Source organism: Sphingobium sp. B1D7B, from assembly GCF_025961965.1.
GTDB lineage: Bacteria > Pseudomonadota > Alphaproteobacteria > Sphingomonadales > Sphingomonadaceae > Sphingobium.
In genome coordinates this window covers 3,099,575-3,119,104 of record NZ_JAOQOR010000001.1, presented here as the reverse complement: position 1 = coordinate 3,119,104, position 19,530 = coordinate 3,099,575, and the positions used below count along the sequence as shown (strand labels likewise).

Sequence of the window (19,530 nt, the reverse complement as noted above, 5' to 3'; positions counted from 1 at the left end):
TTGCCTTGCTCCGGGCCAAGCGCGGTGCCGCGCGGGCCAGTTATTCAATCTTCGAGGGGTTGGGCCAGCTCGGCGGCTCGTGCCGCCAGGTCTTCCTTGAGCTTGCGCAGGGCTTGCTGGCGGGCGAAACTCGCCTCGTCCAGATTCTCCGCCATCGCTCTCGTCGCCGCCGCCAGCTCCGCTTCGATTCGCGGCATTGCCACCAGCACCCCGATGGCTTCCGCCAGATCGCGCTGTGCACGCCATCCGTCGGCTTCGGCCTGGGTGAAGGTGAAATGCAGCGCGTCGGCGCGGAGCAACCCCTTCGCCATATTATACAGCTCAGTGCTGCCCAATATGGTAAGGAGCGCCTCGGTTTCAACAGTTTCTTGGCGATCGGCCGCTTTGAGCAGCGCGTCCAGCAACTTTGCCAGCCCGGAGTCGGGTGGCGACAGGCTGTCCAGTGCCTCACGGTGGACGAGGATCTCGCCGGGAAAGCGCAGGAGGCCGGCCAGAACGGCGCGGAGAAGCAGCATGTCTCCGCCGGTTTCTCGGATCGCCTTGGCATCCTGTGTAGCCGGCGGGGGCGGGGCGATCCAGCGCCCCCCTTTCATCGTGCCGCCGCCGCGACCGGCCGATCGCCCCTCGAAGCGGGCGTTGGACGCGGCGCGCGGCGCGAAGAACAGCGCGTCGTAACGCTCCTTGAACAGGCGAGAATAGAGTGCCCGGATATCGCTATCGGCGATCGTGGCGGCGAGCGCATTGAGACGCTGCTTGAGGCCAGCGCGTTCTTCCGGCGTGGCCAGCGACGCGGCATCATGCTCGCTGCGCCAGATGAGGTCCGCCAGCGGGATCGAGCTTGCGAGCACAGCCTCGAAGGCTTGGAGTCCCTCGGCCCGCAACAGATCATCAGGATCCTGCCCGGCGGGCAGTGTCGCAAAAGCGAGACTATGACCGGGGCGCAGCAGCGGCAACGCGCGGTGGGCAGCGCGGATTGCCGCGCGCTGGCCGGCGCCATCGCCATCGAAGCAGAGGATGGGCGTCTCCACCATGCTCCACAATTTCTCGATCTGAGCCTCCGTCAGGGCCGTGCCGAGCGGCGCCACAGCCTCGGCAATGCCGGCCTGGGCAATGGCGATCACGTCCATATAGCCCTCGACGACGATGATGCGGCCCGCTTTGCGCGCGGCAGGCGCCGCCTTTTCGAGGTTGAAGAGCGTGCGGCCCTTGTCGAAGAGCGGGGTCTCGGGGGAGTTGAGATATTTGGGCTCGCCCTGGCCCAGAATCCGTCCGCCAAAGGCGATCACGCGCCCGCGCTGGTCGCGGATGGGGATCATCAAACGCCCGCGAAAACGATCGTAACTGTCTCGCTCGCTGTCTTCCGGCCGGATGAGCATGCCGGCCTCGACCAGCATATCCTCGGGGAAGTCGCGCAGCGCGGTCTTGAGCTTGCCGCGACTATCCGGCGCGAATCCCAGGCCGAAGGCGCGGCGCGTGGCATCGGTCAGCGCACGCTTGTGGAGATAGGCACGCGCCTCGGCGCCATCGAGGCCGCCAAGCTGATCCTCAAACCAGTTCTGCGCCGCGGCGGTCACGTCATGCAGCGATTTCGCCTGCTCGGCTCGTTTGGCGGCACGAGGATCGGGCGCGGGCACCTCCATGCCAGCGGCGGCGGCAAGCTCCTTGACCGCATCCAGGAAGGGCAGGCCGCGCTGATCCGTCATCCAACGGATCGCGTCACCATGCGCCCCGCAGCCGAAGCAATGGTAGAAGCCCTTCTCGTCGTTGATCGTGAAGCTGGGCGTCTTTTCATTGTGGAAGGGGCAGCAGGCCTTGTATTCGCGCCCGGCCTTCTGGACCTTGATCGTCTTGCCGATGAGCGTGGAGAGGGTGGTGCGGGCGCGGAGTTCGTCCAGCCATTGCGGGGTGAGGCTCATGGTATTTGCCCCTGAGCGCCGAGCTGCTCCCCTCCACGTGCCCCTAAAACTCCGTTCGTGTCGAGCGAAGTCGAGACACGCTCTGAGGGCGGGCGGGAGAAGTGCGATAATCTGGCCCAGTCGCTGGCGGCCAAAGCCTCCTTTTTGGCGCGCGACCATTTTTTCACGATCAGTTCCGCTTGTAGGGCTTCTTCACGCGATCCGAAATCTTCCGACCAGATCAATGTCACCGGGCGACGTGGGGACGTGAACGCGCAAAAGCCACCTGTCTGATGCTCGCCAATGCGACGCTCAAGGTCGTCGGTATGCCCCGTATAGTATCGGCCGTCGCGGCAGCGCAGAATGTACGTCCAGAAGGCCATCCAAAACCTCTATCCGTGGTGCCCAACTCTTCCCGTTCGTGTCGAGCGAAGTCGAGACACCTCAGCGCCGTGCCAGCCGTGTCTCGACTTCGCTCGACACGAACGGGGAGGGGAGTAATGTCAGAGAGAGCAGGTTGAAACTCCCGTCCCCCCAATCACCCCAGCGCCGCCTTCACCAAGCCGCTGGCCTTGCTCATGTCCAGCACCGTCCCATGGCGGTCCTTGAGCACGGCCATCACCTTGCCCATGTCCTTTACCGACGACGCGCCGACTTCGGCCTTGATGGCCTCGATCGCGGCGCGGGTTTCGTCCTCGCTCATCTGCTTGGGCAGGAAGCCTTCGATCACCTCCAGCTCGGCCTGCTCCTGCGCGGCGAGTTCGGCGCGGCCGCCCTGTTCGTACATGGTGATCGATTCGCGGCGCTGCTTGACCATCTTCTGCAGCACATCGACGACAATCACGTCGTCATCGGGCGTGCTGGCGGCGGTGCGCAGTTCGATGTCGCGGTCCTTCAGCTTGGCCAGGATCAGGCGCACAGCGGCCAGCCGGGGCTTGTCGCCGGCCTTCATCGCCTCAATCTGGGCAGCCTTGATGCCGTCGCGAATCATCACGTAATCTCCGAGTCACCGTGCGGGAAAGGATCAGATATAGCGGCGATGCGGAATTTTTAATAGATTGACCGTGCATGTGCGAACCCATAGTGAGCCGGCCGTTTAGCCGGGCGCTTGGGGCGCCTGCCAGAAAGCAAAAAGCGAAGGATCAGACAGCCATGGCGAACGCCAAATACCCGACCGTGCCCAAAGGAGCGACGGGGGTATTGGTTCTAGCCGATGGCACCGTCGTCTTCGCGCGCGGCTTCGGTGCCGAGGGAGATGCGGTCGGCGAGCTGTGCTTCCACACCGCGATGACCGGATATCAGGAGATCATGACCGACCCGAGCTTTGCCGGGCAGATCATCACCTTCACCTTCCCGCATATCGGCAATGTCGGTACCAATGCCGATGACGTCGAATGCCAGCAGCCCTGGGCGCTTGGGTGCATTGTGCGTGAGGATGTGACCGCGCCATCCAACTTCCGCAACGTCCAGCCCTTTGATGCCTGGCTGAAGGCCAATGGCCGGATCGGTCTCGCAGGTGTCGATACGCGGGCACTGACCCGCCTGATCCGCGAGAAGGGCGCGCCCAATGCGGTGATCGCCCATAATCCGCAGGGCCAGTTCGATCTCGCGGCGCTGCATGAGAAGGCGAAGGCCTGGCCCGGGCTGGAAGGCATGGACCTCGCCATCGAGGTGACCGGCGCCCAGCGGGAGTGGACAGGCGGCGCCTGGCGCCTCGGCTTTGGCTATGAGGCGATGGAAGCGGGCGAGCGGCCCCATGTCGTCGCCATGGATTTCGGCGCGAAAGACAATATCTTCCGCAACCTCGTTAAGGCCGGTGCGAAAGTCACGGTGCTCCCCGCCACGGCCTCCTACGATCAGATCAAGGCGCTCAACCCCGCCGGTGTTTTCCTGTCCAACGGTCCTGGCGATCCCGCGGCGACAGCCGACTATGCCGTGCCGGTTATCCGAAAGCTGCTCGACGAGAATGTGCCGATCTTCGGCATCTGCCTTGGTCATCAGCTGCTCGCGCTGGCCGCCGGTGCGAAGACCACCAAGATGCATCAGGGCCATCGCGGGGCCAATCACCCGGTCAAGCGGTTGGAAGACGGCGTGGTAGAAATCACCTCGATGAACCACGGCTTTGCGGTTGATACTGCCACGCTGCCGGCCAATGTCGTCGAGACCCATGTGAGCCTGTTCGATGGCTCCAACTGCGGCATCGCCTTCACGGACAAGCCGGCTTTCGCCGTGCAATATCACCCCGAAGCCTCGCCGGGGCCGCAGGACAGCTTCTACCTGTTCCAGCGGTTCGTGGAGGGGCTAAAGTGATTGCGCTCGCGCTCCTTGCGGCGGGCGCGGCAGGCGATCAGAGCCAGTTGCAGCGTCAGCTCGATCATATGGTCGCCACCTGCGGCGCCGACCAGGTCGTCCGGCTGGTGGCCCATGGTACGGATCGGGTGAGCTTTGACATGCTGCGACGCGAGGCCCTGCCATCGGTCAGCGAGACCAACGCCCTTCAATGCGCGCTCGACAAGGTGCGATCGCGCAAGGATCTTAAAATCGGTTCCACCGGGAACGAGGCTCGGAACAAATAATGCCAAAAAGAACAGACATCTCCTCGATCCTCATCGTCGGCGCTGGCCCGATCATCATCGGCCAGGCGTGCGAGTTCGATTATTCGGGCACGCAGGCCTGCAAGGCGCTGAAGGAAGAGGGCTACCGGATCATTCTGGTTAACTCCAATCCCGCGACGATCATGACCGATCCGGAAATGGCCGATGCGACCTATATCGAGCCGATCACGCCGGAGATCGTCGCCAAGATCATCGAGAAGGAGCGCCCTGACGCGATCCTGCCGACGATGGGCGGGCAGACCGCGCTCAACACGGCGCTGGCGCTGTTCAACGATGGCACGCTGGAGAAATATGGCGTGCAGATGATCGGCGCCGATGCCGAGGCGATCGACAAGGCGGAAGACCGGCTCAAGTTCCGTGACGCGATGGACAAGATCGGCCTCGAAAGCGCCCGCTCGCGCATTGCGCACACCATGGACGAAGCCATGGCCGCGCTGGAGTTCACCGGCCTGCCGGCGATCATCCGCCCCAGCTTCACCATGGGCGGCACCGGCGGCGGCGTCGCCTATAACAAGGAAGAGTTCGTCCGCATCGTCACGTCCGGTCTCGACGCGTCGCCAACCACCGAAGTGCTGATCGAGGAATCGCTGCTCGGCTGGAAGGAATATGAGATGGAAGTGGTTCGCGACCGCGCGGACAACTGCATCATCATCTGCTCGATCGAGAATGTCGATCCGATGGGCGTCCACACGGGCGACTCAATCACTGTCGCGCCGGCGCTGACGCTGACCGACAAGGAATATCAGATCATGCGCAACGCCAGCATTGCGGTGCTGCGCGAAATCGGCGTGGAAACAGGTGGTTCCAACGTACAGTTCGCAGTCAATCCCAAGGACGGGCGGCTGATCGTCATCGAGATGAACCCGCGCGTGTCGCGCTCATCGGCGCTGGCATCCAAGGCCACTGGCTTCCCGATCGCCAAGGTCGCGGCCAAGCTGGCGGTCGGCTACACGCTGGACGAGATCACCAATGATATCACCGGTGTTACGCCGGCAAGCTTCGAGCCGACCATCGATTATGTCGTGACGAAGATCCCGCGCTTTGCGTTCGAAAAGTTCAAGGGCGCCGAGCCGCTGCTTGGAACCGCCATGAAGTCCGTCGGTGAAGTGATGGCAATTGGCCGCAATATTCACGAATCCATGCAGAAGGCCCTGCGCGGGCTCGAGACAGGCCTCGCCGGTTTCAATCAGGTCGATCATCTGGTCGGGGCGCCCAAGGAGCAGATCGTTGCGGCGCTGGGTCAGCCGACGCCGGACCGGCTGTTGATCGCGGCACAGGCGCTGCGTGAAGGGCTGAGCGTGGATGAAATCCATGCCGTCGCCAAGTTTGACCCCTGGTTCCTGCAGCGCCTTGCCGAGATCGTCGAGGCAGAGAAGGGCGTGCTCGCCAATGGCCTGCCGCGCGATGCGGAGGCCATGCGCAAGCTCAAGTCCATGGGCTTTTCGGACAAGCGCCTTGCCTGGCTGGCGCTGCAGTCGGCCAACATCCCCGGTGGCATGGACAACGCGATCAAGCGCGGCTCGGGCCTCGTCCGCGATGCCGTGGTGGCGATGACCGGCGGCGTCACCGAGAAGGAAGTGCGCGCGCTGCGCCACAAGCTCGGCGTGCGTCCGGTGTTCAAGCGGATCGACACCTGCGCGGCCGAGTTCGAGGCCAAGACGCCTTATATGTACTCGACCTATGAGGCGCCGAGCTTCGGCGAGCCGGAGGACGAGAGCCAGCCGAGCGACCGGCGCAAGGTCGTGATCCTGGGCGGCGGACCCAACCGCATAGGCCAGGGCATCGAGTTCGATTATTGCTGCTGCCACGCCTGCTTCGCGCTGGAAGATGCGGGCTATGAGACGATCATGATCAACTGCAACCCGGAGACGGTGAGCACCGATTATGACACGTCCGACCGGCTATATTTCGAGCCGCTGACGGCGGAAGACGTGCTGGAGATCCTGCATGTCGAGAAGTCGAAGGGCGAGCTAGTCGGCGTGATCGTGCAGTTTGGCGGGCAGACCCCGCTCAAGCTGGCGCAGGCGCTGGAAGAGGCCGGCATTCCTATCCTCGGCACCTCGCCGGATGCCATCGACCTTGCCGAAGATCGCGAGCGGTTCGCGGCGCTGATCGAGAAACTGGGCCTGCTGCAGCCGGCCAACGGCATTGCCCGCAGCCGGGAAGAAGCCATCGCGGTGGCCAATCGCATCGGCTATCCGGTGCTGATGCGCCCGAGCTATGTGCTGGGTGGCCGGGCGATGGAGATCGTCGACGGGCAGGCGCAGCTTGAGGAATATATCGCCACGGCGGTGCAGGTCTCGGGCGACTCGCCGGTGCTGATCGACCAGTATCTGCGCGACGCTGTCGAGGTGGACGTGGATGCGCTGTGCGATGGTGAGGATGTCGTCGTCGCCGGCGTGCTCCAGCATATCGAGGAAGCCGGCGTGCATTCCGGCGACAGCGCCTGCTCGCTGCCGCCTTACAGCCTCCCCGATTATCTCATCGCCGAGATCGAGCGGCAGGCCGATGTGCTGGCCCGCGCGCTCTCCGTGCGGGGCCTCATGAACATCCAGTTCGCGGTCAAGGATGGGTTGGTCTACCTCATCGAGGTCAATCCGCGCGCCTCGCGCACAGTGCCGTTCGTGGCCAAGGCCATCGGCACGCCGATCGCCAAGATCGCCGCGCGGGTAATGGCCGGCGAGAAGCTTGCGAGCCTGCCGAAGATCGACCGCAATGCGATCCGCCACATCGCGGTCAAGGAAGCCGTGTTCCCGTTCAATCGCTTCCCCGGTGTCGATCCGGTCCTTTCCCCGGAGATGAAGTCGACCGGGGAGGTCATGGGCATCGACAGCGATTTCGCGACTGCTTTCGCCAAGGCGCAGATCGGCGCGGGCACGGTGCTGCCCAAGCAGGGGACGGTCTTCATCTCCGTTAAGGATAGCGACAAGAGCGTGATCCTGCCCGGGGCCCGCAAGATTGCCGATCTTGGCTTCAAGATCGTCGCAACCGGCGGAACGGCCGATTTCCTTGCGGAGAACGGCCTGCCGGTGGAGAAGGTGAACAAGGTCGCGCAGGGCCGCCCGCATATTGTCGATCGCATTGCGGATGGCGAAGTGGACCTGATCTTCAACACCACGGAAGGCTGGCAGTCGCTCAAGGACAGCAAAGCGATCCGCACGAGCGCGTTGCGTGGCAAGGTGCCGAGCTTCACGACCGCGGCGGCAAGTCTGGCTGCCGTGGACGCAATTGAGGCTTTGCGTGCGCGTCCTCTTGAAGTGAAGTCGCTGCAATCCTATTATCAGGCGTCGCACGACTGATCTTCCAGAACACAAGAAATCAGTTGCGGGCCGACCGGATCCCCGGCGGACTAGGGAGTTCGCGCATTGTTGCGCTGGAAATAGGGAGTCGAGATGGCGACCGTTGAGAAGATGCCGATGCTGCAAGTCGGTTATGACAAGCTGACCGACCAGCTCCGCGCGCTCAAGGCCGAGCGTCCCAAGATCGTGGATGCGATCGAGGAGGCACGCGCCCATGGCGATCTTTCGGAAAACGCCGAATATCACGCCGCCAAAGAGCGTCAGGGCCAGGTCGAGGCGACCATCGCCGATCTAGAAGACAAGCTCTCCCGCGCGCAGGTTATCGACCCCACCACGCTGTCGGGCGACAAGATCATCTTTGGCGCCACGGTCACCTTGCTGGACGAGGATGACAAGCCGGTGCGCTACCAGATCGTCGGCCAGGCCGAAGCGGACGCGAAGCTGGGCATGATAAGCTACAACAGCCCCCTTGGTCGCGCCCTGATCGGGCGTCAGGTCGGCGAGGATGTCGAGGTGACGGTGCCGTCCGGCGACAAGTTCTATCTGGTCAACAAGATCGAATTCATCTGATCCGCAGCCGCGCCATGATTATGTCGTTTCTGGTTGCCGCACCGGCAGCGTTCACGCTGTCGGTTCGCGCCGCAGTCGGCTGACATCGCGATGCAGCTTCCCAAAGGTCCGGCGACCAACATTCTGGCGGCGATCATCGTCATCGTCTTCCTGCCGTTGTATCTCACCGGGGAGATGGGGCGGGCGGCGCTGATTGCCGGGTTCATTTCCGAGCGCGTCACGTTGCTCTCGTCGTCCGAAGCGCTGACCTTCAACGTGCCGTGGCTGCCGCTGTGGATCACGCCGCTCACCGCCACGCTGCTGCATGGCGGGTGGATGCATCTGGGCTTCAATGTGCTGATGCTGATCTTCTGCGGCCGCTTCGTTGAAAATCTGCTCGGTCCAGGCCGGCTCGTGGTGATCTACGTCGTCGGCGCCTACGCCGCAACGCTCGGGCAATGGCTTTCGAGTTTCTTTTATGCGCAAGGGGAGGGCTGGGTGCCGATGATCGGCGCAAGCGGCGCGATTTCCGCCGTGCTCGGAACCTATGCGTTCATCTACAGCCAGCGCGGCGTGAAGGCGATCGGGCCTGTCCCGGCCTATATCGTGCGCATGGTCTGGCTTGGCGCGGCGTGGACCATCCTGCAATTGCTAATCGCGCTGGCCGGCGGGTTCGACAGTTTCTTCGGCGGGATCGCCGTGGGCGCCCATATCGGCGGCTTCATCGCCGGCCTGCTGCTCGCGCGCCCCTTGCTGGCCCGACGGTTCCGGGCGTCCTGACGGGCGTGGCAGCGCTGGTCTAACACCGCCACCCGTACCAGTCTGTCAGTGAGCGTGATCCTCGGCATCATCCGCGCTCGGATCGAGCAAGCGATGCAGATGGACGATCACATAGCGCATTTCGGCGTCGTCCACGGTCCGCTGCGCCGCGCCTCGCCACGCCGCTTCGGCACTGGCGTAGTTCGGGAAGATGCCGACGATGTCGATGGCGTTCAGATCTTCGAATTCGAGTTTCTGCGGGTCTTTGACGCGACCGCCCATTACGAGGTGCATGAGGCTCAAGAAAGTGCTCCGGATTTATGCCCGGCAAGAGGCGCCTGGGCGTTTTCGATTTGCTAGCAGCCTCGGCCGGTTCTGCCAAGAATGGCGATACTGGCCTTGCGATCCTAGGCGTTCGATTTCTTGTCCGAACGCGGCTTCTTGATGCGCTTGCCGATCAGGCGGGCGGCTTCGACCGCCGCCGTTTGAAGCGCGGCCTTTTCCGTCTTTGCAAGATTGGCGAACATGGTCTGCGCCGCTTGGCGCGCGCCGGAGTTTCGCACGGCCTGCTGCGCCGCCCGTCCGGCCTTGCCCGCAGCTGATCCGATGGCGAGCTTGGGCAGGAAAATGGCGATGACGGCCCCGGCTGCTGCAGCCGCGGCTACTGCCGCGATGGGATGTTCCTGAAACATCCGGTTGGTTTCATTGGCCGCGCGATAGGCCTTCTCCCGCGTGTCGGCGACCACGTCCTCGCCCCGCTCGCGCACCGTGGCAAGCGTGCTCCCGACCTTGTCCTTCACCTGGTCAAGCGTAGAAGCCGTTGGGCGGCCTTCCTTCGTCTTCGGGGCGGTCATCGTCTGATCAACTGTCCTCTTTCTGGCTCCACAGAGCGCGATTCAACCAGACGAGCCAAGCACCACGCATCACGTAGAGCAAGATGAATCGCACAGGGCGCCAGAAGAGAAGGCCGACCGCACCGGTCGCGCCCAGCGTCGTCAGGACGGGATGGCGACGCAGCGTCCCCCGCGCGGCCTGTTTGGCCTGCGAAACTTTGTGCTGAACCGCCTCGACGGCGTCGTCCTTCAAGTGCGCCGGGCTCAACCGCTCGCGAACCCCGTCCAGTGCAGAGCGGAAGCGCTCTCTTGCGCCATCCGCGCGCTGGCGGGCCTCGGCCAGCTCGAGGGGGGAGGGCGCGCTGCTCATGGCCGGTCTGCCTTGCTGAGGGGGGAGAGGGCACGCTTGACCATCAGGCCGCAGAGTAAAGCGAGCAGCAAGAGAACGCCGGCCACGATCAGAGCTGCGCCGAGCCAACCCACGGAGGGCGCGAGCGCAATCACCGCCGCCGCGACCAGCGCAACAAGCGCCAGACTGACGAACAGAAAGGCGAGGACGCCGAACAGCGCCGCGCGGCGGGCCGCCGCGGCAATCAGTCCCGCTTTGAGCTTCGCCCACGTCAGTTCCGCCTCGGCGAGTTCGCGGCCCGATGCAATCAGCCGCGAAAAGCTCTCGCCAATGGTCTCCTTTTCAAGCGCGTCTTCAGGGTCCGGCGGGGTGCCCGCCGCAGTGTGCATGGTGTCGGGATCACTCATCGATCAATGCCGGCCGGTCCTTCCAGCCTCAGCTGTCACTCGACGAGCCCCGCATCATGCGCATGAGCACAAAGCCAACCACAGCCGCCGCACCGATCGCCACCGCAGGGCTCTTGCGCACGAAGTTGCGCGCTTCCTCGGTGAGCTGGTCGATATCCTTGGCGTCCAGCGAGTCCGCCGCGCCGGCGACGGTTTCCGCAGCCTTGCGGGCATAATCGCCATACTGCGGGCCGAGCTTGGAATCGACGGTCTCGGCGGTCTCGGCGATCAGCTTCGAGAGGCCATGAAGGGCATCGCCTGTCGTGTTCTTAGCCGTCGTGGCGGCACCGCGTGCGGTGGCCTTAGCCTGCTCGGCAAATTCGCCGGCCTGCTCGCGCCAGTCGGTGCTCGATCCGGTCTCCGCGCCCCGCGCCTCTGCTGCCGTGGACAGCGCAGCCGACTTCGCGCTCGCCGCATCAGATGCAGCCTTGCGCGCCGACGTCGCCTTCGACGTGCTCTTGCGGGTCGTTCCAGTGCTATTGGTCTCGGCCATGGCGGGTTCCTCTTTTGATACAGAACAGGCTTGCCTGTTATAGCAAGGCTCGCCCTCTTTAACAGACCTGCGGCGGCAAATGTTCCCGCCATTGCACAGAAACAGCAAGATAAGCCGAGCCGCCCGCCATTGCCATGAGGGAGTGCGCTCGCTAATCCGCGCCGATAATTTGCCAGACGGAAGGGGAAGGCACAGCCATGACCGCAATTCTCGACATTCACGCCCGCCAGATCCTGGACAGCCGCGGCAACCCGACGGTGGAAGTCGACGTGTTGCTGGAAGACGGCAGCTTCGGCCGCGCCGCCGTTCCCTCGGGTGCATCCACCGGCGCTTATGAAGCGGTCGAGAAGCGTGATGGCGACAAGTCCGTCTATCTCGGCAAGGGCGTTCTTCAGGCCGTCGATGCAGTGAACGGTGAGATCGCCGAGGCGATCACCGGCATGGATGCCGAGGACCAGGGCGATGTTGACGCCGCGATGATCGAACTGGACGGCACGGAGAACAAGGCGCGGCTCGGCGCCAACGCCATTCTGGGCGTGAGCCTCGCGACGGCCAAGGCGGCTGCCGATGCGCGCGGCCTGCCGCTGTATCGCTATGTCGGCGGCGTCTCCGCCCATGTGCTGCCGGTGCCGATGATGAACATCATCAATGGCGGTGAACATGCCGACAATCCGATCGACTTCCAGGAGTTCATGATCATGCCGGTGGGGGCGGAGAGCATCGCCCACGCCGTGCAGATCGGCTCGGAAATCTTCCACACGCTCAAGAAGGGCCTGCACGACAAGGGTCTTGCGACCGGCGTTGGCGACGAGGGTGGGTTTGCGCCCAACATCGCTTCAACGGTCGAAGCGCTCGACTTCATCATGCAGAGCATCGAGAAGGCCGGTTACAAGCCGGGCGAGAATGTCGTGCTGGCGCTCGATTGCGCAGCGACCGAGTTTTTCAAGAATGGCAGCTATGTGATCTCCGGCGAGGGCAAGACGCTCTCCCCGGCTGAAATGGCCGACTATCTCGCCGATCTCGTCGCGCGCTACCCGATCAAGTCGATCGAGGACGGCATGAGCGAGGACGATTTCGAGGGCTGGAAGATCCTGACCGACAAGATCGGCGACAAGTGCCAGCTGGTGGGCGATGATCTTTTCGTCACCAACCCCAAGCGCCTCGCCATGGGCATCGAGAAGGGGCTGGCCAACTCCATGCTCGTCAAGGTCAACCAGATCGGCTCGCTGACCGAAACGCTCGCCGCCGTCGATATGGCACACCGGGCGCGCTACACCAATGTGATGTCGCACCGCTCGGGTGAGACTGAGGACGCGACCATTGCCGACCTGGCGGTCGCCACGAACTGCGGCCAGATCAAGACCGGCTCGCTGGCGCGCTCCGACCGGCTCGCCAAGTACAACCAGCTCATCCGCATCGAGGAAGAGCTGGGTGACCGCGCTTATTATGCGGGAACGTCGATTTTCCGCTAAGGCGTTTTAACCGTCCGGGTGGAGGCGAACGATCCGTTGCGCATCCCCCGGGCCGACGGCTTGTCTACAAAGTTAATGCAATTTGTCGCATTCGTTCATTTTGGACTTGCATTGAAGCGGTCGGCGTGATTCCAAGGGCCCATGGCGCATCTGGCAAAATTGAGGTTTCTTCTTGGTTCGGCGTTCACGCCGGCCATTGCCATTTTCCTGCTCCTGCTCTTCATTGGCTATGCCATCATTGGCCCGAACGGCATTCTCGCCTGGTCCGATTACAGCCGGCAGCTCAAGCAGCGGCAGGCCGAGTTGTCGGCGCTGCACAAGCAGAAGGCCGCGCTGGAGAATCGGGTGAAGCTGCTCGATCCGCGCCATGCCGATCCGGATATGGTCGATGAGCTGGTCCGCAAGCAGCTTGGCGTCACGCACCCCGATGAAGTCGTCGTTCCGATGAAATGAACATGGGCGCGGTCGACTAACCAGATTTCGCCACCCATTTAACCTATCTGGACATTGCGCTCCTGCCAGTGCCGTGCCTATAGCTGGCTGTAACAGCCACGCGAGAAGGACCTGAAACATTGGCGAAGCCAGCTTCCAGACGCGCGCAAAATGCCCCTGCATCCACTGCCACGGCGCCGTCTGCGGACCATAACCGGGAGCGCCCCGGTGAGCCCAATCCCTATGACGCGAGCCAGGAAGAGCTGCTCGAATTCTACCGTCAGATGCTGCTCATCCGCCGCTTCGAGGAGCGGGCCGGGCAGCTTTACGGTCTCGGCCTGATCGGCGGCTTCTGCCACCTCTATATCGGCCAGGAAGCGGTTGCGGTCGGCATCCAGTCGGCACTGACGCCCGGCAAGGATAGCGTGATCACCGGCTATCGCGACCATGGCCACATGCTCGCTTACGGCATCGATCCCAAGATCATCATGGCCGAGCTGACGGGCCGCGAGGCCGGCATTTCGCGCGGCAAGGGCGGCTCGATGCATATGTTCAGCGTGGAGCACAAGTTCTTCGGCGGTCACGGCATCGTCGGCGCGCAGGTCAGCCTCGGCACCGGTCTCGCATTCGGTCACAAGTATAATGAGGATGGCGGCGTGTGCGTCGCGTACTTCGGTGACGGCGCGGCCAATCAGGGCCAGGTCTATGAGAGCTTCAACATGGCCGAGCTGTGGAAGCTCCCGATCATTTATGTGATCGAGAACAACCAGTACGCCATGGGCACCTCCGTGGCGCGCTCCTCCGCCGAGGATCAGCTCTATCGTCGCGGCGAGAGCTTCCGCATTCCGGGCATCCAGGTCGATGGCATGGACGTGCTGGCGGTGCGCGGCGCCACCGAGGCGGCGCTGGAATATGTCCGCTCCGGCAAGGGGCCGATCCTGCTGGAAATGAAGACCTATCGCTATCGCGGTCACTCGATGTCCGATCCGGCGAAATATCGCTCGCGCGACGAAGTGCAGCACATGCGCGACACGTCCGATCCGATCGAGGGCCTCAAGAAGATTCTCGCCGATGCCGGCGTGAAGGAAGAGGATTTGAAGGCCATCGATACGAAGATCCGCAAGGATGTGAGCGAGGCGGCCGACTTCGCGGAAACCTCGCCCGAGCCTGACATGGCCGAACTTTATACCGATGTGCTGGTGGAGCAGTATTGATGGGTCTCGAGATCAAGATGCCGGCCCTCTCGCCGACGATGGAAGAGGGGACGCTGGCCAAGTGGCTCGTCAAGGAAGGCGATGAGGTCAAGGCCGGCGACATCATGGCCGAGATCGAGACCGACAAGGCGACGATGGAGTTCGAGGCTGTCGATGAAGGCACCATCGAGAAGATCCTAATTGCCGAGGGCACCGACAATGTGAAGGTCGGCACTGTGATCGCCATGCTGTCCGGCGAAGGCGAAGAAGCGCCCGCACCGGCTGCGCAAGCTCCCAAGGCCGAAGCGCAAGCTGCGCCCAAGGCTGCGGACGAGGCTGAGGCGCCCAAGAAGGCCGAGAGCGGCACCGCCAATCTCTCGGGTAGCAAGGCGAGCGCGGTGACGGACCCGGCGATCCCCGAAGGCACGCAGATGGTCAAGACGACTGTCCGCGAAGCGCTGCGCGATGCCATGGCCGAGGAAATGCGGCGCGATCCGCGCGTATTCCTGATGGGCGAGGAAGTCGCCGAATATCAGGGCGCCTACAAGGTTACCCAGGGCCTGCTGGACGAGTTCGGCCCCAAGCGCGTGATCGACACGCCGATCACCGAGCATGGCTTTGCCGGCATCGGTGCCGGCGCTGCGATGGGCGGTCTCAAGCCGATCGTCGAGTTCATGACCTTCAACTTCGCTATGCAGGCGATGGACCAGATCATCAACTCGGCCGCCAAGACCAATTACATGTCCGGCGGCCAGATGCGTTGCCCGATCGTGTTCCGTGGTCCCAATGGCGCGGCGAGCCGGGTTGGCGCGCAGCACAGCCAGAATTACGGCCCGTGGTATGCGGCCGTACCGGGCCTGATCGTGATCGCGCCCTATGACAGCTCGGATGCCAAGGGCCTACTCAAGGCGGCGATCCGCAGCGAAGATCCGGTGGTGTTCCTTGAGAATGAGCTGGTCTATGGGCGCAGTTTCGAGGTGCCGCAGCTTGACGATCATGTCCTGCCGATCGGCAAGGCACGCATCGTCCGTCCCGGCAAGGATGTGACGCTGGTGAGCTACTCGATCGGCGTTGGCGTCGCGCTGGAGGCAGCGGAAACGCTCGCCGCCGACGGCATCGATGCCGAGGTGATCGACCTGCGCACGCTGCGCCCGCTCGATACCGCGACGGTGCTGGAAAGCCTCAAGAAGACCAACCGCCTCGTGGTGGTCGAAGAGGGCTGGCCGGTCTGCTCCATCGCCAGCGAGATTGCGGCGGTCTGCATGGAGCAGGGCTTCGACGATCTCGATGCGCCGGTGCTGCGCGTGACCAATGAGGATGTGCCGCTGCCTTATGCGGCCAATCTCGAAAAGGCGGCGCTGATCGATGCGGCGCGGGTCGTGAAGGCTGCCCGCAAGGTCTGCTATCGCGATTGAGATAGGGCGGGGCGCTCATTACGGGCACCCCGTTTCACTCAGCACAGTCATCGCGTGGCTGCCCTGGGCTCCTGCCTTCGCAGGAGCCCAAATGTGATGACATGTTTATGGCAGCCGCGCCGCCCGTCCCGGATTTTCGGCGCCGGCGCGACGGCTCGGTAATTGTTCGTTGAAAATCTTGCGGCTGACGAACTTCCAGGCGCCATCCACCTTGCGCATCCTGTCCTCATAATGGCCGTAGCTGCCGATATGCGGGGTATGTCCCGTGCCGTTATTGGCTACCTCGAACCAGTAGATCACGCCCTTGGCCGTATCGCCATGCACATAGATGGCCTGATTGGTGATGAAGTGGCGCAGCGTGACAGGCTGGCCTGAGCCGTCGTCGCCATAATATTGCTTGATGGCTTCCTTGTAGACGCCGATTTCCTTGTAGATTTCCTCCGGCCCGACGGCGGTGCCGCCTGCCCATTCCAGCACGCCTTCGGGCGCGAACAGGGCGGCGTAGCTTTCGGCATCGCCCCAATCGAGCGCCATGAGATACTCGGCTTCAAGCTGCATGATCGCGGCGCGATCGGCGGCATAATCCTCCTGCGCCGCTGTAGGGCGCCCGGTTTCGTTCGGCATAATGATGTCCTCTCCTCTGCCTGTGCCATGGCGCAGGCTCGCAAGAGGTTAGACGAGGGGCTTCGCCTGTGCAATTAAAGCTGGACAGAATCAATCTCAGCGGTTGAAACTGGCAGGATAACGAGCCGCAGGAAATGGAACCGGTGCGGCGCCAGGGCGAGCAGAGAGGAATTCACGACATGGCAATGGCACCTCAGGCGGCACACTCCGTGCCGGGCGACGATGCTGGGGCCGCGTCGCAGCAATGGCCCTCCAGCCCGCGTGCCTATTTCGCGCTGACTGTCATCATTATCGCCACCTTCCTGAGCTTCTTCGATGCCACCGTGTTCGGAATGCTGGCGGAGCGGATCAAGGTCGATTTCGGCCTGTCCGATACGCAACTTGGCATATTGGGCGGCCCGGCGAGCATCATCTTCTACGTGTTCGTCGGCATTCCGCTGGCCCGGCTCGTGGATATCTATCCGCGCAAGATGATCCTCGCGATCAGCGCGGCGGTGACGGGCGGTGTCACCATGCTGAGCGGTCTGGCGCAGGGCTTCGGCCAGTTCATCGCGGCGCGGATGCTGCTGGGCGCGGGCGGATCGGCCCATGGCCCCGGCTCCTATTCTCTCATCGTCGACATGTTCCGGCCGAAGAAAATCCCGATTGCCTTCGCGCTGCTGCAGTTCGGTTTCATCGGCGGCACCACGCTTGGCGTGCTGTTCGGCGGGATGATGATCGGCGCGGTATCGCATTGGGATACCAGCTATGTGTGGGGCCTGCGCATCTTCAACTGGCAGTGGATCTTGATCGGCCTCGGCCTGCTGTCCTTCCCGGCGGCGCTGCTGTTCCTGCTGGTGAAGGAGCCGGCGCGCCGTGCCGCGGTCGCCGACCCGATCGCAGTGCCGCAGAAAGCCAGCTTCGGCCGCAAGATCGCCACGTTCATGGGCTTCGACGCCATTCGCGGCATTCAGGCGAAGGGCATGGTCTATTACCCGTTGTTCATCGCGCTGGCGCTCAGCGCGACGGAAAGCCAGGGTATCGGTTTCTGGCGCGTTCCCTTCCTCGTGCGCACCTATGGCATGGACGAGGCGCAGATCGGCGCGGTGCTCGCGCCCATGCTGCTGGTCGCGCAGCTCGCCGGCCTTGTGCTGGGCGGCCTGATGGTCTCGTGGTTCGGCCGCAAGTATAAGGACGCGAACGTTCGCACGGCAGCGATCTGCTTCACCGCGGTCACCATCTGCACGCTGGCCGCGCCGCTGATGCCGACCGGGCACCTCGCCATGGGCGCGATGGCTGTGGCGACGCTCTTCGGCCTTGCGGGCGCGCCGGCGCAGAATGCCGCCGTGCAGCGCGTCGCGCCGCAAGCCATGCGCGGGCAGGTGACGGCGCTGTACCTGTTTATGTTCACCTTCTTCGGCGCGATGGGCAGCCTCGTGATCGGTGTGGTGGCGCAATATGTCGTGCGGGATGAGGCACGGCTGTGGCAGGCGATCTTCATCACCGCGCTCGTGCTGCTGCCGCTCGCCACGATCAGCATGTGGCGTGCCTGCAAGCCCTATCGTGAGGAAATCGAGCGCCTGGAGGCAGCAGAAGCTGCGGCTGTGAGCAAAGCAATGCCTGCGGGGAGTTGACGACTCATCATTGAGTTCTCACAGGGGATATTGCGCGACGCCGGGCTTTGGTCCGGCGTCACTCTGTTTTGCTGAGAGTCCCGAGAGGATGGCTATGACCAATTATCCTGCCCTGCACATGATCATCGATGGCGAGGCCGTGACCGGCGGTGATCGCCGAACGCAGACCATCGTCAATCCTGCGACGGGCGAGACCCTGGGCGAGCTGCCACTGGCCACCGCGGCGGATCTCGACCGCGCGCTGGAAACCGCGCAGCGCGGGTTCAACCGCTGGCGCAACTCCACGGCGCAGGAGCGTGCTGCGGTGCTCTCCGGCGCGGCGCGTCTGCTTATGGAGCGGCAGGAGGCGCTGGCTCGTATCGCCACGATGGAACAGGGCAAGACCCTGCCTGAATCGCGCATCGAAGTGATGATGGTTGCCGGCCTGTTCAATTTCTACGCCGGCGAGGTTTCGCGCCTTTATGGCCGCGCTCTGGTGCGCCCGGCCGGCATGCGCTCGACGGTGACCTATGAGCCGGTCGGCCCGGTTGCGGCCTTCTCGCCGTGGAACTTCCCGCTCGGCAATCCTGGCCGCAAGTTGGGCGCGCCGATCGCGGCGGGCTGCTCGGTGATCATGAAGTCGGCCGAAGAAACCCCGGCGTCCGCTCTTGGTGTGCTGCAGTGCCTGCTCGATGCCGGCCTCCCCAAGGACGTCGCGCAGGCCGTGTTCGGCGTGCCCGATGAGGTGTCGCGCCACCTGCTGGCCTCGCCGATCATCCGCAAGCTCAGTTTCACCGGCTCGACCGTGATCGGCAAGCATCTCGCCAAGCTGGCGGCCGAAGACCTGAAGCGCACCACCATGGAACTCGGTGGTCACGGCCCGGTACTGGTGTTCGACGATGTCGACGTGGACCGCGTGCTGGATGTCATGGTCGGCCACAAATATCGCAACGCCGGCCAGGTCTGCGTCTCGCCGACCCGGTTCATCGTGCAGGAAAATGTCTACGAGCGGTTCCGTGACGGGTTCGCCAGCCGCGCCAAGGCGCTCAAGGTCGGCAATGGCCTTGAGGATGGAATCCAGATGGGCCCGATGGCCAATGAGCGTCGCCCGGATGCCATGGAGCGCCTTATCGGTGGCGCGGTCAGCAGCGGCGCAAAGCTCAATGCGGGTGGCGAGCGCATCGGCAATCAGGGCTTCTTCTATGCCCCGTCCGTGCTCAGCGAAATTCCGCTCGATGCCGAGATCATGAATGAGGAGCCGTTCGGTCCGGTCGCGCTGATCAACCCGTTCGGCAAGGTCGACGACATGATCGCGGAAGCTAATCGCCTGCCTTATGGTCTCGCCGCTTACAGCTGGACGGACGACGTCAAGCTGCAGCGCCGCGTGGCGCGGGAAGTCGAGACCGGCATGCTCGGCGTCAACAGCGTTGCCATCGGCGGTGCGGACTCGCCCTTTGGCGGCGTCAAGTGGTCGGGCCACGGCCATGAGGATGGCCCCGAGGGCCTCCACGCCTGCCTCGTGACCAAGGTCGTCCACGAAGGCTGATCCAGAATACAAGCCCCG

The 19,530-nt window shown here is 63.6% G+C and carries 20 protein-coding genes; 11 read left to right on the top strand and 9 right to left on the bottom strand.

The genetic code is table 11. The features are described 5' to 3' along the window. Nucleotides 1-44: 44 nt before the first annotated feature. The 3 genes from dnaG to M2336_RS14615 all read right to left on the bottom strand — a co-directional run bounded on the left by dnaG (nucleotide 45) and on the right by M2336_RS14615 (nucleotide 2,886). A complete protein-coding gene (gene dnaG / locus M2336_RS14625) occupies nucleotides 45-1,916 on the bottom strand; it encodes a DNA primase (protein ID WP_264593161.1) in 1,872 nt (623 codons plus the stop codon). Further along, nucleotides 1,913-2,278: a GIY-YIG nuclease family protein gene (locus tag M2336_RS14620; RefSeq protein WP_264573047.1), complete on the bottom strand. Its 366-nt coding sequence runs from the start codon at nucleotides 2,276-2,278 to the stop codon at nucleotides 1,913-1,915. The genes dnaG and M2336_RS14620 overlap by 4 nt, the downstream gene beginning before the upstream one ends. Nucleotides 2,279-2,433: 155 nt before the next feature. Next, nucleotides 2,434-2,886: a GatB/YqeY domain-containing protein gene (locus M2336_RS14615; RefSeq protein ID WP_264574886.1), complete on the bottom strand. Its 453-nt coding sequence runs from the start codon at nucleotides 2,884-2,886 to the stop codon at nucleotides 2,434-2,436. A gap of 161 nt (nucleotides 2,887-3,047) precedes the next feature. Between M2336_RS14615 and carA the strand changes: the two genes are divergently transcribed. From carA to M2336_RS14590, 5 genes are all read left to right on the top strand, one after another. Then, a complete protein-coding gene (gene carA, locus M2336_RS14610) occupies nucleotides 3,048-4,205 on the top strand; it encodes a glutamine-hydrolyzing carbamoyl-phosphate synthase small subunit (protein WP_264573046.1) in 1,158 nt (385 codons plus the stop codon). Next, on the top strand, nucleotides 4,202-4,471 hold the full coding sequence (locus tag M2336_RS14605; RefSeq protein ID WP_264573045.1) for a hypothetical protein: 270 nt from the start codon (nucleotides 4,202-4,204) through the stop codon (nucleotides 4,469-4,471). Before carA ends, M2336_RS14605 begins: the two co-directional genes overlap by 4 nt. Continuing rightward, nucleotides 4,471-7,809, top strand: a complete 3,339-nt coding sequence (carB, locus tag M2336_RS14600; protein WP_264570617.1) for a carbamoyl-phosphate synthase large subunit — start codon at nucleotides 4,471-4,473, stop codon at nucleotides 7,807-7,809. Before M2336_RS14605 ends, carB begins: the two co-directional genes overlap by 1 nt. Before the next feature lie 93 nt (nucleotides 7,810-7,902). After that, entirely contained in the window at nucleotides 7,903-8,379 is a 477-nt protein-coding gene (gene greA, locus M2336_RS14595) for a transcription elongation factor GreA (protein WP_181559920.1), read from the top strand. A gap of 90 nt (nucleotides 8,380-8,469) precedes the next feature. After that, nucleotides 8,470-9,138, top strand: coding sequence for a rhomboid family intramembrane serine protease (locus M2336_RS14590; protein ID WP_264573044.1), 669 nt, complete (start codon nucleotides 8,470-8,472; stop codon nucleotides 9,136-9,138). A gap of 45 nt (nucleotides 9,139-9,183) precedes the next feature. On the opposite strand, the gene M2336_RS14585 is transcribed toward M2336_RS14590, so the two are convergent. The 5 genes from M2336_RS14585 to M2336_RS14565 all read right to left on the bottom strand — a co-directional run bounded on the left by M2336_RS14585 (nucleotide 9,184) and on the right by M2336_RS14565 (nucleotide 11,238). Continuing rightward, on the bottom strand, nucleotides 9,184-9,420 hold the full coding sequence (locus M2336_RS14585; protein WP_181559918.1) for a DUF4170 domain-containing protein: 237 nt from the start codon (nucleotides 9,418-9,420) through the stop codon (nucleotides 9,184-9,186). Between the two features lie 104 nt (nucleotides 9,421-9,524). Next, nucleotides 9,525-9,971 (bottom strand): hypothetical protein, encoded by a 447-nt coding sequence (locus M2336_RS14580; RefSeq protein WP_264593160.1) that lies wholly within the window; start codon nucleotides 9,969-9,971, stop codon nucleotides 9,525-9,527. 7 nt (nucleotides 9,972-9,978) lie between these two features. After that, nucleotides 9,979-10,320: a hypothetical protein gene (locus M2336_RS14575; protein ID WP_264573042.1), complete on the bottom strand. Its 342-nt coding sequence runs from the start codon at nucleotides 10,318-10,320 to the stop codon at nucleotides 9,979-9,981. Continuing rightward, nucleotides 10,317-10,706, bottom strand: coding sequence for a phage holin family protein (locus tag M2336_RS14570; RefSeq protein ID WP_264573041.1), 390 nt, complete (start codon nucleotides 10,704-10,706; stop codon nucleotides 10,317-10,319). Before M2336_RS14570 ends, M2336_RS14575 begins: the two co-directional genes overlap by 4 nt. Nucleotides 10,707-10,734: 28 nt before the next feature. Further along, entirely contained in the window at nucleotides 10,735-11,238 is a 504-nt protein-coding gene (locus M2336_RS14565) for a hypothetical protein (protein ID WP_264573040.1), read from the bottom strand. A 197-nt stretch (nucleotides 11,239-11,435) separates the two neighbouring features. Between M2336_RS14565 and eno the strand changes: the two genes are divergently transcribed. From eno to M2336_RS14545, 4 genes are all read left to right on the top strand, one after another. Continuing rightward, nucleotides 11,436-12,710 (top strand): phosphopyruvate hydratase, encoded by a 1,275-nt coding sequence (eno, locus tag M2336_RS14560; RefSeq protein WP_264570610.1) that lies wholly within the window; start codon nucleotides 11,436-11,438, stop codon nucleotides 12,708-12,710. 141 nt (nucleotides 12,711-12,851) lie between these two features. Continuing rightward, a complete protein-coding gene (locus tag M2336_RS14555) occupies nucleotides 12,852-13,163 on the top strand; it encodes an FtsB family cell division protein (protein WP_181559912.1) in 312 nt (103 codons plus the stop codon). Between the two features lie 119 nt (nucleotides 13,164-13,282). Further along, nucleotides 13,283-14,356: a pyruvate dehydrogenase (acetyl-transferring) E1 component subunit alpha gene (gene pdhA / locus M2336_RS14550; protein ID WP_181559911.1), complete on the top strand. Its 1,074-nt coding sequence runs from the start codon at nucleotides 13,283-13,285 to the stop codon at nucleotides 14,354-14,356. Then, nucleotides 14,356-15,750, top strand: a complete 1,395-nt coding sequence (locus tag M2336_RS14545; RefSeq protein ID WP_264570608.1) for a pyruvate dehydrogenase complex E1 component subunit beta — start codon at nucleotides 14,356-14,358, stop codon at nucleotides 15,748-15,750. The genes pdhA and M2336_RS14545 overlap by 1 nt, the downstream gene beginning before the upstream one ends. A 105-nt stretch (nucleotides 15,751-15,855) precedes the next feature. On the opposite strand, the gene M2336_RS14540 is transcribed toward M2336_RS14545, so the two are convergent. Further along, nucleotides 15,856-16,374, bottom strand: coding sequence for a nuclear transport factor 2 family protein (locus M2336_RS14540; protein ID WP_264570607.1), 519 nt, complete (start codon nucleotides 16,372-16,374; stop codon nucleotides 15,856-15,858). Between the two features lie 179 nt (nucleotides 16,375-16,553). Between M2336_RS14540 and M2336_RS14535 the strand changes: the two genes are divergently transcribed. After that, on the top strand, nucleotides 16,554-17,987 hold the full coding sequence (locus M2336_RS14535; RefSeq protein ID WP_264573039.1) for an MFS transporter: 1,434 nt from the start codon (nucleotides 16,554-16,556) through the stop codon (nucleotides 17,985-17,987). 94 nt (nucleotides 17,988-18,081) lie between these two features. Continuing rightward, nucleotides 18,082-19,512 (top strand): NAD-dependent succinate-semialdehyde dehydrogenase, encoded by a 1,431-nt coding sequence (locus M2336_RS14530; protein ID WP_264573038.1) that lies wholly within the window; start codon nucleotides 18,082-18,084, stop codon nucleotides 19,510-19,512. Nucleotides 19,513-19,530: the final 18 nt, after the last annotated feature.

Excerpts from the sequence above, each read along its gene's own strand:
- dnaG (WP_264593161.1), bottom strand. The coding sequence starts at position 1,916 with ATGAGCCTCACCCCGCAATGGCTGGACGAACTCCGCGCCCGCACCACC.
- M2336_RS14620 (WP_264573047.1), bottom strand. The coding sequence starts at position 2,278 with ATGGCCTTCTGGACGTACATTCTGCGCTGCCGCGACGGCCGATACTAT.
- M2336_RS14615 (WP_264574886.1), bottom strand. The coding sequence starts at position 2,886 with ATGATTCGCGACGGCATCAAGGCTGCCCAGATTGAGGCGATGAAGGCC.
- carA (WP_264573046.1), top strand. The coding sequence starts at position 3,048 with ATGGCGAACGCCAAATACCCGACCGTGCCCAAAGGAGCGACGGGGGTA.
- carB (WP_264570617.1), top strand. The coding sequence starts at position 4,471 with ATGCCAAAAAGAACAGACATCTCCTCGATCCTCATCGTCGGCGCTGGC.
- greA (WP_181559920.1), top strand. The coding sequence starts at position 7,903 with ATGGCGACCGTTGAGAAGATGCCGATGCTGCAAGTCGGTTATGACAAG.
- M2336_RS14590 (WP_264573044.1), top strand. The coding sequence starts at position 8,470 with ATGCAGCTTCCCAAAGGTCCGGCGACCAACATTCTGGCGGCGATCATC.
- M2336_RS14580 (WP_264593160.1), bottom strand. The coding sequence starts at position 9,971 with ATGACCGCCCCGAAGACGAAGGAAGGCCGCCCAACGGCTTCTACGCTT.
- M2336_RS14575 (WP_264573042.1), bottom strand. The coding sequence starts at position 10,320 with ATGAGCAGCGCGCCCTCCCCCCTCGAGCTGGCCGAGGCCCGCCAGCGC.
- M2336_RS14570 (WP_264573041.1), bottom strand. The coding sequence starts at position 10,706 with ATGAGTGATCCCGACACCATGCACACTGCGGCGGGCACCCCGCCGGAC.
- M2336_RS14565 (WP_264573040.1), bottom strand. The coding sequence starts at position 11,238 with ATGGCCGAGACCAATAGCACTGGAACGACCCGCAAGAGCACGTCGAAG.
- eno (WP_264570610.1), top strand. The coding sequence starts at position 11,436 with ATGACCGCAATTCTCGACATTCACGCCCGCCAGATCCTGGACAGCCGC.
- M2336_RS14555 (WP_181559912.1), top strand. The coding sequence starts at position 12,852 with ATGGCGCATCTGGCAAAATTGAGGTTTCTTCTTGGTTCGGCGTTCACG.
- M2336_RS14545 (WP_264570608.1), top strand. The coding sequence starts at position 14,356 with ATGGGTCTCGAGATCAAGATGCCGGCCCTCTCGCCGACGATGGAAGAG.
- M2336_RS14540 (WP_264570607.1), bottom strand. The coding sequence starts at position 16,374 with ATGCCGAACGAAACCGGGCGCCCTACAGCGGCGCAGGAGGATTATGCC.
- M2336_RS14535 (WP_264573039.1), top strand. The coding sequence starts at position 16,554 with ATGGCAATGGCACCTCAGGCGGCACACTCCGTGCCGGGCGACGATGCT.
- M2336_RS14530 (WP_264573038.1), top strand. The coding sequence starts at position 18,082 with ATGACCAATTATCCTGCCCTGCACATGATCATCGATGGCGAGGCCGTG.